Source organism: Streptomyces sp. NPDC043738 (genome assembly GCF_056436545.1).
The window spans coordinates 92520-107369 of record NZ_JBWKCJ010000032.1 but is presented as its reverse complement, the minus strand read 5'-3'; the positions used below and the strand labels follow the sequence as shown (position 1 = coordinate 107369).

Genomic DNA, 14850 nt, shown 5'->3' with positions numbered 1-14850 from the left:
CACTGTTTGTGTGCTGGGCCTCCGGGAGGCAGGGAGAAAGGTCCTTCCCTGGGGGCGTGGGGTCGGTGCTCCCGCGGAGTGTTGGTGCGCGCCGTGGGGGGGGGGGGGGGGGGGGGCGCCCCCCCCCCCCCCCCCGGCGCCGCACCACACCACACCGTGGCGGTTCGTGCTGCTGGAGTCGGCCGGGACGCGGCGGCGGCTGCTGGATGCGATGCGGGACGCGTGGATCGCCGATCTGCGCGCCGACGGCAGGTCGCCGGAGTCCGTCGCCAAACGGGTACGGCGCGGCGATGTGCTGCGCAACGCCCCGTATCTGGCGGTGCCGTGCGTGGTCGCGGACGGCGCGCACGGCTACCCCGACGCGCGGCGCCGCGCGGCGGAGCGGGAGATGTTCCTGGTGGCCGGCGGCGCCGGGATCCAGAACTTCCTCGTGGCGCTGGCGGGCGAGCAGCTGGGCTCCGCCTGGGTGTCGTCGACGATGTTCTGCCGGGAGGTCGTACGGGAGGTCCTCGATCTGCCGGAGAACTGGGAGCCGATGGGCGCGGTGGCCATCGGGCGCGCGGCCGAGGCGCCCAAGGAGCGGCCGCCGCGCGCCGCCGACGACTTCGTCGTCGTGCGCTGAACCGCGCCGACGGCCCTGGGTCACAGGCGGGCGATGTCCCCGACGGGGAAGCGCGGCGCCCGCCGCGGCGGGGTGATGCCGGAGAGCAGGATCAGCCGGGCGGCGCGGTGGCGCTGGCCCTCGTAGGGCGCGAGGAGTTCGAGCATCTGCTCGTCGGTGGTGCCGCGGCGGCCGGTGAGCGCAAAGCCGATGATCTTCGGCAGATGGAGGTCGCCGACCGTGATCGCGTCCGGCGCGCCCAGGGCCCGCTGCAGGGTCTCGGCCGCGGTCCACGGGCCGATGCCCGGTATCGCCGTCAGCCGGCGGGTGGCGTCGGCGAGGTCCATCCGCGCGGCCTCCTCCATCCTGCGCGCGGCCCGCACCGCGCGCAGGATGCCCGAGGAGCGCTTGGCGTCGACGCCGGCGCGGTGCCACTCCCAGGAGGGGATCAGCGCCCAGGCGCGCGGGTCGGGCATCACCCGCATCCGCTCCCAGGGGCCGGGGGCCGGCTCGCCGTGCCGCTGCAGCAGCAGCCGCCAGGCGCGGTAGGCCTCGTCGCTGGTGACCTTCTGCTCCAGGACCGAGGGGATCAGCGACTCCAGGACCAGGCCGGTCCGGGCGAGCCGGACGCCGGGGTGGCGGCGGCGTGCCTCGTGGACGATGCGGTGGCGGGCGGTCAGCCGCGCGGGGTCGTCGCGCTCGCCCAGCAGGTCGGGCAGCTGCTCCAGCAGCCAGTCGGCGCCCGGACCCCAGGCCTCGGCCTCGATCTCGCCGGCGGCGGGACGGGCGGCCAGACGCAGCGTGCCGGCTCCTTCGGGGGTGCGGCAGGCCCGCCACAGCTCGCCGCCGCGCACCGCGAACGCGGGGTCGCCCGGGCCGCGCCGCAGCACCCCCAGCGTGCGGTGCAGGTCGAACGGGCCGGGCGGGACCCAGGTACGGGCGGGCATGCGGCCAGCGTAGGCGACGCGCCGGCCGCGTGGCGGGGCCGCGGCGGACTACTGGTCGGAGGAGAACCGCACCGAGCCGGCCGGGATGTCGGCGTCGCACCAGATCCGGACGCCGTCGCGCAGCTCGTTGTCGGCGCCGATCGTCGCGCCGTCGCCGACGACCGCGCCGTCGAGGACCGTGCGGGCGCCGATCCGCGCGCCGGCGCCGATCAGCGAGTCGTGGATCTGGGCGCCCTCTTCGACGACCGCGCCTTCGAGGACGGCGCTGCCGTGGATCCGGGCGCCGGCGCCGACGACGGTGCGCGGGCCGACGACGGTGCCGCCGCCGAGCTTGGCGTCCGCGGCGACCTCGGCGGACTCCAGGACCAGGGCCTCGCCGCGGCGCCCGGGCACCGCCGGGGACGGGGCACGGCCCAGGACCAGGTCGGCGGAGCCGCGGACGAAGGCCTGCGGGGTGCCGAGGTCGAGCCAGTAGGTGGAGTCGACCATGCCCTGGAGGTGGGCGCCGTCGGCGAGCAGTCCGGGGAAGGTCTCGCGTTCGACGGAGACCGGCCGGCCGGCCGGGATGGTGTCGATGACCGACCGGTTGAAGACGTACGCGCCGGCGTTGATCTGGTCGGTGACGATCTCCTCGGGGGTCTGCGGCTTCTCCAGGAAGGCGGTGACCCGGCCGGTGTCGTCGGTGGGCACCAGGCCGAAGGCGCGCGGGTCCTCGACCCGGGTCAGGTGCAGGGAGACGTCGGCGCCGCAGGTGCGGTGGGTGTCGACGAGGGTGGCGATGTCCAGACCGGTGAGGATGTCGCCGTTGAAGATCAGCACGGGGTCGCCGGGGGCGGAGTGCAGCCGCTCGGCGACGTTGCGGATGGCGCCGCCGGTGCCCAGCGGCTCCTGTTCGGTGACGTACTCCAGGTGCAGGCCGAGCGACGACCCGTCGCCGAAGTACGGCTCGAAGACCTCGGCGAGGTAGGAGGTGGCGAGGACGATGTGCTCGACGCCGGCGGCCCGGGCGCGGGCCAACTGATGGGTGAGGAACGGCACACCGGCCGCCGGGACCATGGGCTTGGGCGTGTGCACCGTCAGCGGGCGCAGCCGGGTGCCCTTGCCACCGACCAGGAGGATCGCTTCAGTCACTGTGTCCTCTGTTCGCTTCTCCGCCCGCGCAGCGCAGCGGTGCGGCTTTCGTCGCCGACTGCTGACCGGCGGCTGCACGTGCGACGCTCACGGTGTCCTCTGTTCGCTTCTCCTCCCGCTGGGCCCCTTCTGCCCGATGGCGGGCAAGGAGGGAGCAGCGGTGAGGCTCTCGTCGCCGACTGCTGCCCGGCGGCTGCACCTGCGACGTTCACGGGTCTTCTCTGCTTCCTGCGGGGGTCGGCCGGTCGGCGGACCAGTGTAGGCAGACGGCTTTCCGGTCGCCCGAAGTGGGACGCGCAAGGCCGCGGGGCGCGCACGTCGTGGTCGCTAAGACGTGCCCACGGCGGAAACGGTTCAGTGGTGACTGCAGCCTGCGCCTCGGCGGACCCGCGCAAACCCCCAGATGCCGCCACGAGTGGCTGAAAACCGGTCAGCGGCCCTGCAGATGCGCGGCGGCGAGACGGGTGGCGGCGAGTTTGCTGTAGAGACGGGCGCCGGGACAGTCGGTGTGGAAGCCGTCCCGGTGGCCGGCGATGGTGTGCATCTGGACCTTGGCGCCCTTGGGGTAGCGGTTGCCGCCGGCGGACAGCATCTGGACGGTGGCGCGCGGATCGACGCTGTGCAGGCCGAGCTTCCAGGCCGCCAGCTTGGAGACCGCGTCGATGGCGGGCTTGGGCGGCTCGGTGCCGGTGAAGGCGCCGAGGATGGCGATACCGGTGCTGTCGGTGTTGAAGCCGAGGGTGTGGGCGCCCATGACGGGCTTGGCGACGCCGCCCGCGCGGCCCTCGTAGACCGTGCCGCACTTGTCGACCAGGAAGTTGTAGCCGATGTCCCGCCAGTGGTTGCTCTTGACGTGGAAGCGGTACATGGCGCGGATCAGTGAAGGGGCCTGTGCGCAGGTGTAGTTGTTGCCCGATCCGCTGTGGTGGATGAAGGCGGCGCGCACGGTGCGGGTGTGGATGAAGGCCTTCTCGCGCAGCCGCTCGTCGGCGCCCCAGCCGGCCCGGGTGACGATCCGCGGGCGCGGTCCGACGTGGGTGTGCGCCGGCGGCGAGCCGCCCACGGCGGCGGCGTCGGCCTGGGAGGCGGCCTGGTCGAGGGCGGGGATCTCGGTGGCGCCGAGGGGGGCGAGCGGGGCGTTGGCGGCGGAGGCCGCGGTGGCCTCGGGGGTGAGCGGGGTCGGGGGGCCGGCCTGCGCGCCGCGGTCGGTGCCCGGCCGGGTGCCGGGGTCGACGAGTTCCAGCCGGAGTCCGGCCGGGGCGGTGAACGGTACGCGGTCACCGCTCTCGGGCGTGATGCGCAGGTCGACACCGTCGGAGTCGCCGACCCACAGGGGCGCGGTGCTGCCCCGTACGCCGCTGTCCCGGCGTTCGGCGGCGCCGGAGTCGGGGACGTCGTCGTTGTGGGTCTGGACGTCCTGCCAGCCGGACCAGGCGCCGCTGCCGGTGGCGCGGGTACGGACCTGGACCCGGCCGTGCAACTCGGCGCCGGCGTCGTCCCAGACGACCCCGAGGAGGGAGAACGGCCCTACGGTGCGGGCCGGCAGACCGAGTGTCGGTGGCCCGGTGGCGGTGTCGCGGTCGGTGCTCTGCGGGGCCACCGCGCCGAGTGCCGCCACCGGGAGGGACTGGGTACTGCCCGGCAGGTCGCCGGAGCGCACCGCGGCCGGGGACGGCGGCCGGCCGGCGGCGGCTCCGGCGTCCGGCGCGAAGGGCAGGGCGATGGCGGCGGTGCACGCCGCGCCGAGGCAGCTCGCGAGGAAGGGGCGCATGGGCACCATCGTGAACACGGGCGGACAAAACGCGCCAACGGGATCTGACGGCACATCGGCCGATCCGGTGGCCCGCGCCCGCCGCGCCCGGCCCGTCGCCGCCCGGGTGCCGCGCGTACTCTGGCCGCGATGAACGCCACCGATCGCACCCCCGCCGACCTGCTGGGTTCCGCGCTGGCCGCGGACCCGGCCCGCCCGCTGGTGACCTTCTACGACGACGCCACCGGCGAGCGCGTGGAACTGTCCGTCGCGACCTTCGCCAATTGGGTGGCCAAGACCGCCAACTACCTGCAGGGCGATCTGGCCGCCGAGCCCGGCGACCGGCTCGCGCTGCTGCTGCCCGCGCACTGGCAGACCGCCGTATGGCTGCTGGCCTGCTCGTCGGTGGGCGTGGTCGCGGAGGTCGGCGGCGACCCGGCCGCCGCCGACCTCGTCGTCGCCGGACCCGACCGGCTCGATGCCGCGCGGGCGTGCTCCGGGGAGCGGGTGGCGCTGGCGCTGCGCCCGCTGGGCGGCCGCTTCCCCCAGCCTCCCGAGGGCTTCGCCGACTACGCGGTGGAGGTGCCCGGCCAGGGCGACCGCTTCGCGCCGTTCGCGCCGGTGGACCCGGGCGCGGTGGCGCTGTCCGTCGGCGGCGAGGAGCTGACCGGCGCCGGTATCGGGGCCCGCGCGCTGGCCGACGCGGGCGCGGCCGGGCTGCCGGACGCCCCCCGGGTGCTGTCGGGGCTGGGGTACGACACCTGGCAGGGCCTGTCGTACGGGCTGTACGCGCCGCTGGCGACCGGCGGCTCGGTGGTGCTGTGCCGTCACCTCGACCGGCTGGGCGCCGAGGCCGCGGCGACCCGCGAGGCCAGCGAGAAGATCACGTTCAGGGCGCCGCTGCCGGCAGCCTGAGGCCTCCCCCTCCTCCCCCGCGTCCCTCCCGCGTCCTCCGGACGGGGGAGGGACCCCGCACCCTGCGGGACGGTACGACCGTTTCGGTCCATGATCTTAAGTTACGTACCACCATGCGGGGTTTGTCCGTCTGCTGTTCCGCCCGGGCCCCGCGGGCGGGCGCGACGCCGACTCCGTGAGGGATGGACCCCAGGTGACCGACACCCCCGAGCCCCCCAGGTTCGACGGCTGGGCCGAGCACCCGGCCGGGGGGCCGGAACCGGACCGGCCGGGGCCGCCCCGCCGCAGGCACTGGCGGCGCTGGGCCGCGGCGGGGGCGGCCGGCGTCGTACTGGCCGGGGCCGGCGCCGGCTGGGCGCTGTACGCCAAGCTCAGCAGCAACATCCACACCGACAGCGCCACCGAGCGGGAGCTGCGCAAGTGGGAGTCCGAGCGGCCCCCCGCGGGCCCGCCGAACGCACAGAACCTGCTGCTGATCGGCTCGGACAGCCGCAAGGGCGGCAACGGCAAATACGGCAGCAGCCGCGGCCAGCGCTCGGACACCACGATCCTGCTGCACCTGGCGGCGAACCGGAAGAGCGCCACCGCGGTCAGCATCCCGCGGGATCTGATGGTGACGGTGCCGCACTGCCAACGCGCCGACGGCAGGGAGTCCGCACCGCAGACCGCCCAGTTCAACTGGGCGTTCGCCTTCGGCGGCGCGGCCTGCGCGATCCGTACGGCCGAGAAGGCGACCCGGATCCGCATCGACCACTACATGATCATCGACTTCGTCGGCTTCAAGAAGATGGTGGACGCGGTGGACGGTGTGGAGGTCTGCCTGCCGCAGGCCGTGCGCGACGACGAGGCGCACCTGCGGCTGCCCGCGGGCCGGCAGACGCTGCACGGCGAGGCGGCGCTGGGATACGTACGCGCGCGAAAGAGCCTGGGCAACGGCAGTGACACCCAGCGCATGGAGAGGCAACAGCGATTTCTTGGTGCTCTCGTGAAGAAAGTGCAGAGCAATGGTGTCCTGCTCAATCCGACCCGGCTGTATCCGGTGCTGGATGCCGCGACGAGTTCCCTGACCACGGATCCCGGGCTGGCCTCCCTGCGCGGTCTGTACGAATTGGTGCGCAGCACCCGCGGCATTCCCACCGAGCGGGTCCAGTTCCTGACCGTGCCACGTCAGGAGTACCGCTATGACCCCAACCGCGATGAGCTGGTGCAACCGGATGCCGGCCGGCTCTTCGGGCAGCTGCGCAGCGATCTTCCGGTCACGGTGGAGCCCACGCGGGACGCCGGGGAGGAGCCCCTTCGCGCCGGAAGCGGATCACCGGACGGCAAGCCGGCGGCCTCCCCCGCACCGTCGGCGAGTTCGGGCCCGACCTTTCCCGGGACGACCGCGGAACACGGGATCTGCGAATAAAGATGCCGCAAAGTACACCCGGGGACTCGAATGGATTGGGCGGATTGCCCAGTTGTAGGTCAGTGGAATTTGTCACGCGCGTCGCGGGGCGCTGAACTGGGCGGATAGTGTGAGCGATCCGGTCCGCACGATTGGCTGACCGACGACCATGCACCATTGACATGCACTGCACGATCGACCTACCGAGCGCCTTGAGGGGATGGCGCCGCGTGGCACCGACGGAGGACTCAAGGCACCGTGGACGCGCAAGGCCGTGGGCGGGCGGGCGACGACAACGTCGACCCCGCCGATCAGTGGGTGTTCGATCCGAACACCGGCAATTACGAGCTGCGGCTTGACCCCGCCGGTCAAGCCCCCGCTCGGCCTTCCGACCGCAAGGCGCCCGGCTCCAGACGCGCCGCGCGAGCGCAGGGCGGTGAGGTCGGTGACACCGACACCCGTCCGCTGCCGACCCAGCGCGGCCGCCGCGGCCAGCGCCCCGAGGACGGCGCGGGCGAGCGCCCCGGCGGCGGCCGGGCCGCGGCGCGCCGGGCGGCCGGCCGTTCGGCGACGGCGTCGCCGTCCGCGGCGGGCCCGGCCGGCCGGCGCAAGCGCAAGCCGAAGGCGTCGGGCAAGAAGAAGGCGCTGTACTGGACGTCCGGCGTGCTGGGCTTCGTGCTGGTCGCCGCCTGCGGTGGCGCGTTCTACCTCTACCAGCAGCTGAACGGCAACATCTCCAAGGTCGACGTCGGCGTGGAGAACGACGCGGTGTCCGACGGACCGGTGAACGTGCTGATCATCGGGACGGACGCACGCTCCGGCAAGGGCAACTCCGGCTACGGCGACGCCGGCAGCGTCGGGCACGCGGACACCACGATCCTGATGCACATCTCCAAGGACCGGTCCAACGCCACCGCGCTGAGCATCCCGCGCGACCTGATCACCGACATCCCGGACTGCACGACGAGGCCGGAGAACGGTCCGAAGAAGGAGATCCCCGGTGAGCGCGGGGTGCGCTTCAACACCAGCCTGGGCCAGGAGGGCCGGGACCCCGGCTGCACCTGGCGCACCGTCGAGAAGCTCACCGGACTGAAGATCAACCACTTCATGATGGCCGACTTCAACGCGGTCAAGGAGCTGACCGACGCGGTGGACGGCGTGGAGGTCTGCGCCGCCAAGGACATCGACGACCCCAAGTCGCATCTGCGCCTGAAGGCGGGCCGGCACGTCGTCAAGGGCGAGCAGGCGCTGGCGTTCGTCCGCACCCGGCACGCCATCGGGTACGGCAGCGACCTGGACCGGATCAAGATGCAGCAGCAGTTCCTCAGCTCGCTGATCCGCAAGCTGAAGTCCGACGCGTTCTCCAGCCCCGGCAAGCTCTACGACGTCAGCCAGGCGGCGACCAAGGCGCTCACCGTCGACACCGGTATCGGCACCGCGAACAAGCTGCTGGACTTCGGCACCGACCTCAAGAAGGTCGACATCGACAAGGTCACCTTCGCCACGGTCCCGGTGCTGGACAACCCCAACGACCCGGCCACCGTCATCCTGGACCAGGCCAAGGCGGACCCGCTGTTCGCGATGGTGCGGGCCGACCACACCCTCGCCAAGCACAAGAAGGGCAAGAAGGGGCCGGTCAAGAAGGCCCCGCCGGAGCTCGTCCGGGTCGATGTGACCAACGGCGGCGGGCCGATCGGCTCGGCGCAGGAGACCGTGGACTGGCTGCAGAACACCAAGGCCGCCAAGCTCTCCACCAACGCCGGCAACGCCCCCGCCAAACTGGCCGCCACCCGTCTGGAATACGCCCCCAACCAGGCCGACCAGGCCGCCACCCTGGCCGACTGGATGGGCCTGCCGAAGAGCGCGCTGAAGAAGTCCTCGCAGGACGCCGGCGACCGGGTGCCGATGAAGCTCGTCCTCGGCAAGGACTTCAAGGCACCGGGCACGCCGATCGAGGCACCGACGGAAACCCCGGACGGGGTGCAGAACGTCAATGCGGATGACAAGAACGTCTGCGCGAAGTGACCGGAGCGGAATCCGGCCGCCGGTGACGGCGCCGAGCGCACCGCCGAACTGACAAACGGGGAGAGGGCCCAATGCGGCAGAGCAGTGTGCGTGGCGACAGATCACGGCGGCGTCGGCGCGAGCCGGACGCGCAGGAACTGGGCTGGGACGACAGCCTCTACGAGGACAAGGGGCTGCCGCCGGACGCCCCCGGCTGGACCCCGCCCGAGGGCAGCGGCGTGCCCGCCGGCGACGGGGAGGCGCCGGCCGAGGGCGCCGGCCACCGCAAGGGGGGCCGGCCGCGCCGCGGCAAGGGCGGCAAGGGCCGCAAGGCGCTGCGCTGGACCGCGCTGAGCCTCGCCGTGCTGATAGTGGGCGCGGCGGGCGCCGGCTACTGGTACTACGAGCACCTCAACGGCAACCTCCGCAAGGCCCCCCGGTCCCTGGGCAACGGTCTGAAGAAACCGGACCCCAACGCCTTCGGGCAGAGCCCGCTGAACATCCTGCTGCTGGGCTCGGACGGCCGGAACAGCAAGAAGAACATCGAGCTCGGCGGCGCCCGGCAGGACGCGGACCGCAAGCCGCTGGCCGACGTGCAGATGCTGCTGCACGTCTCCGCCGACCGCAGCAACATGTCGGTGATCTCCATCCCCCGGGACACCCGGGTGACGATCCCCAAGTGCACCGACCCCAAGACCCACGAGGTCTATCCGCAGACCACCGGCGCCATCAACGAGTCGCTCCAGCACGGCGGTCCCGGCTGCACGCTGGACACCTGGCAGGAGCTGACCGGCATCTACATCGACCACTTCATGATGGTCGACTTCTCCGGCGTGGTGTCCATGGCGGACGCCATCGGCGGCGTCCCGGTCTGCGTGGACCGCAACGTCTACTCGCACGACAGCAAGGGGCACGGCAGCGGCCTGCGGCTCACCAAGGGCACCCACCCCGTCAAGGGCGTGCAGGCCCTGCAGTGGCTGCGCACCCGTTACGGCTTCGAGGACAACACCGACATCGGCCGGGCCAAGGCCCAGCACATGTACATGAACTCGATGGTCCGTCAGCTGAAGAAGGACGCCAAGCTCACCAACCCCGGGGAGCTGCGCGATCTGGCGGAGGCGGCGACCAACGCGCTGACCGTCGACGACGGCCTCGACACCGTCAAGAAGCTCTACGACCTGGGCGGCGACCTGAGCCGGGTGCCGACCAAGCGCATCACGATGGTCACCATGCCCTGGCAGTACGGCCCCGGCGAGGAGTACGTCGTGCCCAAGCCGGGCGACGCGGAGGCGACCTTCGCGATGCTGCGCAACGACACCGCGCTGGACGGCAAGGACCGGAAGAAGAAGGCGACGCCGGACCCCGAGCCGTCAACTCCCAAGGACCAGTTGAACGTGGTGGTGCAGAACGGCACCGGCAGCACGGTGACCGGCCCGGCCTCCGGCCGCGCGTCCGACATCCAGCAGCGGCTGGCGGGCCTCGGCTACACCGCGGCCTCCACCAACTCCGTCCTCACCAGCCAGGCCGACACCACGATCACCTACCGCGAGGCGTCCCGGCGGGGTGACGCGCTGGCCGTGGCCAAGGCGCTCGGCCTGCCCAAGAGCGCGGTGCGGGAGTCGAGTTCGGCCACCGGGATGCGGCTGGTGGTCGGCAACGACTGGCGCGCCGGCGTGACGTACCCGAAGAAGCCCGGCGACAAGCCCTCCGACAAGGCCCCGGCCAGCGCGGACGCCCTCAACGGCGAGCAAAAGGGCTGCATGACGGTGAATCCGCAGTACACCTTCTAGGGTTGGTCCGGCCCCTCGGACAGTCCCTGGGTGTACAGATGCGTGGTCCCGCTCCCGGAAGGTGACGATGTACGCGATATCCCTGGGTGACGACGGTGCGCTGCTGCGTCCGCTCGAACCGTGGCAGGCCCCGGAGTTCCTGGCCCACATGGACCGGGGGCGGGAGTTCATCGGGCGGCACAACGCGCTGCCCGACGTCGTCACGGACCTGGAGTCGAGCCGGGCGTACCTGCGCGCGTACGCGGAGAAGGCCGCCGCCGACACCGGGCGGATCCACGGCATCTGGACGGGCGGCGAGCTGGTCGGCGCGGTGATCCTGCGGACCATGGACGTCGCGCAGGGCACCGCCGAGGCGGGCTGCTGGCTGGAGCCGTCGGCGGTGGGCAAGGGGCTGGTGACCCGCGCCGCGCGCGTGCTCATCGACTGGGCCGTCGAGGAGCGGGGCATCCACCGCGTGGAGTGGTGGGTCTCGGCGGGCAACGAGCCCAGCATCGCCGTCGCCCGGCGACTGGGGATGACGAGGGACGGCGTGCTGCGGGAGAGCCATCTGCACCGCGGCGAGCGGCACGACGAGGAGATCTGGTCGGTGCTCGCACCGGACTGGCGGGCGGCGAAGCGGCGGTCCTAGGGGGTGGCCGCCCCGGCCCGCCGCGAGGGCCGTGGGGCGCGGGGCGCCCGCGCGTGGGGCGCCCCTGCCGACCCGTCTACTCCGTCCCGGCCGCCGGCCGCACGACCGCCGGGCGGCGGCTGGCGATGACCCGCTTGGCCAGGGAGCGGGGGCTGGTGAGGAAGCCGACGCCCCAGGACATGTGCATGGTGGCCAGCGCGACCGGGATCTGGGCGCGGGCCTTGAGCGACAGGCCCTTGCCGGCGGGGAGTGAGCCCGCGGTGATGGCCGCCAGGTAGCCGGCCGGGATGGCGAAGCCCCACGGCGTGAGGGTCGCGCCGACGACGACGCCCGCGGCGATCGCGCCGACCGCGGTCGGCGGTGCCAGGTAGCGCAGGTTGATCGAGCCGGCGTGGTAGCGGGCGACGACATGACGCCACTTGCCGTAGTCCTTGTACTGCTTGGCCAGCGCCTTGATGCTCGGCCGGGGGCGGTACTGGACCTTCAGCTCCGGCGAGAACCAGATCTGGCCGCCGGCCTCGCGGATGCGGAAGTTCAGCTCCCAGTCCTGGGCGCGGATGAACTCCTCGTTGTAGCCGCCCTGCTGCTCCAGGGCCTCACGGCGGAAGACCCCGAGGTAGACCGTCTCGGCGGGGCCGGCCTGGCCGCCGGTGTGGAAGGCGGCGTTGCCGACGCCGATCTTGGAGGTCATCGCGGCGGCGACCGCGTCCTCCCAGGCGTTCTCGCCCTCGGCGTGCATGATGCCGCCGACGTTCGCCGCACCGGTCTCCTCCAGGAGGCGCACGGCGGTGGCGATGTAGTTGGGCGAGAGCATGCCGTGGCCGTCGACGCGTACGACGATGGGGTGCCGGGAGGCCTTGATGGCGGCGTTGAGCGCGGCGGGGGTGCGGCCCGTCGGGTTCGGCACGGTGTGCACCCTGGCGTCCTCGGCCACCAGTTGGGCGGCGATCTCGTCGGTGCGGTCCGTGGACGGGCCGAGGGCGATCACCACCTCCATCTCGCCGGCGTACTCCTGCTCCAGGATGTGCCGGACCGAATTGCGCAGGTGACGTTCCTCATTGAGCACCGGCATGATCACGGAGACGGCCGGGGGCTGCTGCTGCGGCATGGTTCCTCGGGGGTACGGCCCGTGACGGAGCCGCCGGGGACGGCGGCGCCCGCCGGGAGACTGCGGTATCGCGCCTCACGTTACCGCGTATGGGCGACGGAGTCGGACGCGGTCGGGTGGCCGGGCGGCCGATGACCGGCGTGTGACGCTTTGCAGCAGATCATATTGACCTACGGTGTTCTCTCCCGATTCATCCCTGTTCGCCACTACCCCGACCGCTCCCCCGACGGGCGCCGATCACGCCCGGCCAGCCGCGGAGGTGTCCCCCGTGACCGCGCCGTTCCGCTCCCCCCGCCCGGCAGGGCGACGCCGGTCCGCCCGGGCGGCCGCGTCCCGGCGCCCGTCGGGCCCGCGGTGGGGGTTGCGGAGCAGTGCCGTCGCGTCCGTGCTGCTGCTGGCCGCGAGCGGCGTCGGGCACGCGATGGTGACCGGCGTGGAACGCGGCATCGGGCGGGTGGACGCCTTCACCGGGATGAGCAACCGGCCGGGCGGCGGCGACGGGCTGAACTTCCTGGTCGTGGGCACCGACGGACGCGACCGGCTCACCGCGCAGGAGAAGCGGAGGTACCGGCTGGGCGGTGCGCCCTGCCACTGCACCGACACGCTGATGCTGGTGCACCTCTCCGCCGACCGCGATCGCGCCAGCGTCGTCAGCCTGCCGCGCGACTCCTACGCCGAGGTGCCCGCCCACCGGGACGCCGACACCGGCCGGCAGCGCGCCCAGCACGCCATCAAGCTGAACGCGGCGTACGCGGAGGGCGGCCCCAACCTGACCGTGCGGACCGTCGAGCACATGACGGGGGTGCACATCGACCACTACCTGGAGGTCGACTTCACCAGCTTCATGCACGGCGTGGACGCGGTGGGCGGGGTGGAGATCTGCACCGCGCGTCCGCTGCGCGACAGCTACACGGGGCTGGATCTGCCGGTCGGCAAGTCGCAGCTCAACGGCGGCCGGGCGCTGCAGTACGTGCGCTCGCGGCATGTCGACGGCTCCGCCGACCTCGGCCGGATGCAGCGCCAGCAGCGCTTCCTGGCCGCCCTCATCCACAAGATCACCTCCTCCGGAGTGCTGATGAACCCGATCCGCTTCAAGGACGTCGCCGACACGATGCTCAAGTCCGTGCGCGCCGACTCGGGCTTCGGGGCCAACGACCTGGTCGACCTCGGGCAGGCGATGCGCGGCTTCACCCCGTCGTCGTCGGAGTTCACCTCCGTACCGCTGGCCGATCTGGCGCAGCCGGTGCGGGGGGTCGGCTCGACGGTGCGGTGGGATCCGGTGCGGGCCCCGAAGCTCTTCCAGGCGATCCGCGAGGACCGGCCGATCGCGGTGCACCGGGACCACAAGGAGCCGCACGCCATGGCCGTGGAGGTACCGCCGGACCAGGTGAAGGTGAGGGTCGACAACGGCAGCGACCGGGCGGGGCTGGGGACGTCGGTGGCCGGCGCGCTGCGGGCCACCGGGTTCGCCGTCACCGGCGCCCCCGGCCGCTCCCCCGGCGCGGTGGCCCGTACGGTCCTCGCCTACGACCCGCGCTGGGACCGCTCGGCCCGCTCGCTGGCCGCCGCGCTGCCGGGCGCACAGCTGCGCCCGGTGGCCGGACAGGGGCCGGTGATGCGGGTGACGGTCGGCCGGCAGCACCATGCGGTGCGGCGGGTGCGGGCCGAGGAGCCGGGGCAGCGGCCGGGCGGGATCTCGGCGATCACCGGCGATGAGGCCGTGTGCCCATGAGCGAGCGAAGCGAGGATCCGGCATGAGTGTCCCCGCGCCCCGTCGCACCGCGCCCACGCCGCCCGCGCGCCGACCGGACGCGCGCCGCTCGGCGCGCCGGGTGTCGGTGGCCGTCGCGGCGATGTGCCTGGTCGTGGCCACCGCCGCCGCCGCGCCGCCGGCGCCCGCCGCCCCGACCGGCTGCGGGGATCTGGTGCGCGGCCAGCTGTGTCTGCGCGGACCGGTGGGGGCCGACGGCATGTACACCGCGGCCTACCGCCGGCACGGAGCGGCGACCGGCCTGGGCGCGATCACCGTGCGGCTCGGCTATCAGCGCAAGAACGCCCGTATCACCGCGTTCCCCGGCTGGTTCGGCACCGGGCGGACGCAGGGCGGCGCCGTCACGCTCAGCGGCCGGGTGGAGATGCTTTCGGACGAGTGCATCCGGGGCGTCATGGAGCGCGGGGAGACGGTCTACGTCACAAAGTGGAGCTGCAGTTGACGTCCGGTATGCCCGGACTGTTCTGAAAGGTGCGCATCGTGTGGCAGGTTGTGCTGGGCATCACCCCCACCTCGGTGACGCTCTTCCTCATCGCGGCACTGGCCCTGGCGGCCGCCTTCGCCCTGTGGACCGCCGCCGTCCCGGCCGACGGCCGACCGCGCACCGCCGCCCGGGTGCTGCTGGCGGTCTGGCTGCTGCTGGTCCTGGTGGCGACGCTGGCACCGGCCCAGCCGATCGGCTCCGGGGACGCGACGGTGTGGTGGCGGCCCGGTGAGGGCCTGGTTGGGGGGGGGGGGGGGGGGGAGAAGGGGGGGGGGGGGGGGCGGGGGGGGGGGGGGGGGGGAAAGATAGCGCTGTTCGGCGAGGGCGCAATGCG

General features: G+C 73.3%; 12 protein-coding genes and 1 pseudogene. 9 read left to right on the top strand and 4 right to left on the bottom strand.

From position 1 onward, the window contains the following. On the top strand, positions 1–622 hold a 622-nt coding region (locus tag AC0680_RS31785; protein ID WP_478635633.1), incomplete at its 5' end, for a nitroreductase family protein. Between the two features lie 20 nt (positions 623–642). On the opposite strand, the gene AC0680_RS31780 is transcribed toward AC0680_RS31785, so the two are convergent. The 3 genes from AC0680_RS31780 to AC0680_RS31770 form a co-directional block, all read right to left on the bottom strand. Continuing rightward, a complete protein-coding gene (locus tag AC0680_RS31780; protein WP_478635631.1) occupies positions 643–1548 on the bottom strand; it encodes a DNA-3-methyladenine glycosylase family protein in 906 nt (301 codons plus the stop codon). Positions 1549–1596: 48 nt separating this feature from the next. Continuing rightward, entirely contained in the window at positions 1597–2679 is a 1083-nt protein-coding gene (manB, locus tag AC0680_RS31775) for a mannose-1-phosphate guanylyltransferase (protein WP_478635628.1), read from the bottom strand. Positions 2680–3109: 430 nt separating this feature from the next. Further along, positions 3110–4450 (bottom strand): peptidoglycan recognition protein family protein, encoded by a 1341-nt coding sequence (locus AC0680_RS31770; RefSeq protein WP_478635626.1) that lies wholly within the window; start codon positions 4448–4450, stop codon positions 3110–3112. Positions 4451–4579: 129 nt separating this feature from the next. Here AC0680_RS31770 and AC0680_RS31765 point away from each other — a divergent pair, with 129 nt between their 5' ends. From AC0680_RS31765 to AC0680_RS31745, 5 genes are all read left to right on the top strand, one after another. Beyond that, positions 4580–5344 (top strand): TIGR03089 family protein, encoded by a 765-nt coding sequence (locus AC0680_RS31765; protein ID WP_478635623.1) that lies wholly within the window; start codon positions 4580–4582, stop codon positions 5342–5344. Between the two features lie 193 nt (positions 5345–5537). After that, positions 5538–6752, top strand: a complete 1215-nt coding sequence (locus tag AC0680_RS31760) for an LCP family protein (RefSeq protein WP_478635620.1) — start codon at positions 5538–5540, stop codon at positions 6750–6752. Between the two features lie 237 nt (positions 6753–6989). Beyond that, positions 6990–8756 carry an LCP family protein gene (locus tag AC0680_RS31755; protein ID WP_478635617.1) on the top strand — a complete coding sequence of 589 codons (1767 nt, stop codon included), beginning with the start codon at positions 6990–6992 and terminating at the stop codon, positions 8754–8756. 71 nt (positions 8757–8827) lie between these two features. After that, positions 8828–10525, top strand: a complete 1698-nt coding sequence (locus tag AC0680_RS31750; RefSeq protein WP_478635614.1) for an LCP family protein — start codon at positions 8828–8830, stop codon at positions 10523–10525. Between the two features lie 67 nt (positions 10526–10592). After that, the gene (locus tag AC0680_RS31745; RefSeq protein WP_478635611.1) at positions 10593–11153 is read left to right on the top strand and encodes a GNAT family N-acetyltransferase; all 561 of its coding nucleotides are present in this window, start codon (positions 10593–10595) and stop codon (positions 11151–11153) included. A gap of 76 nt (positions 11154–11229) precedes the next feature. Here AC0680_RS31745 and AC0680_RS31740 read toward each other — a convergent pair whose 3' ends face one another. Next, the gene (locus AC0680_RS31740) at positions 11230–12261 is read right to left on the bottom strand and encodes a glycosyltransferase family 2 protein (RefSeq protein WP_478635608.1); all 1032 of its coding nucleotides are present in this window, start codon (positions 12259–12261) and stop codon (positions 11230–11232) included. A gap of 268 nt (positions 12262–12529) precedes the next feature. On the opposite strand from AC0680_RS31740, the gene AC0680_RS31735 reads away from it, so the two are divergent. From AC0680_RS31735 to AC0680_RS31725, 3 genes and pseudogenes are all read left to right on the top strand, one after another. Next, a complete protein-coding gene (locus AC0680_RS31735) occupies positions 12530–13993 on the top strand; it encodes an LCP family protein (protein ID WP_478635605.1) in 1464 nt (487 codons plus the stop codon). A 22-nt stretch (positions 13994–14015) separates the two neighbouring features. Then, the gene (locus AC0680_RS31730; protein ID WP_478635602.1) at positions 14016–14474 is read left to right on the top strand and encodes a hypothetical protein; all 459 of its coding nucleotides are present in this window, start codon (positions 14016–14018) and stop codon (positions 14472–14474) included. 38 nt (positions 14475–14512) lie between these two features. Further along, positions 14513–14850 (top strand): annotated as a pseudogene (locus tag AC0680_RS31725) (hypothetical protein); the annotation flags it as partial.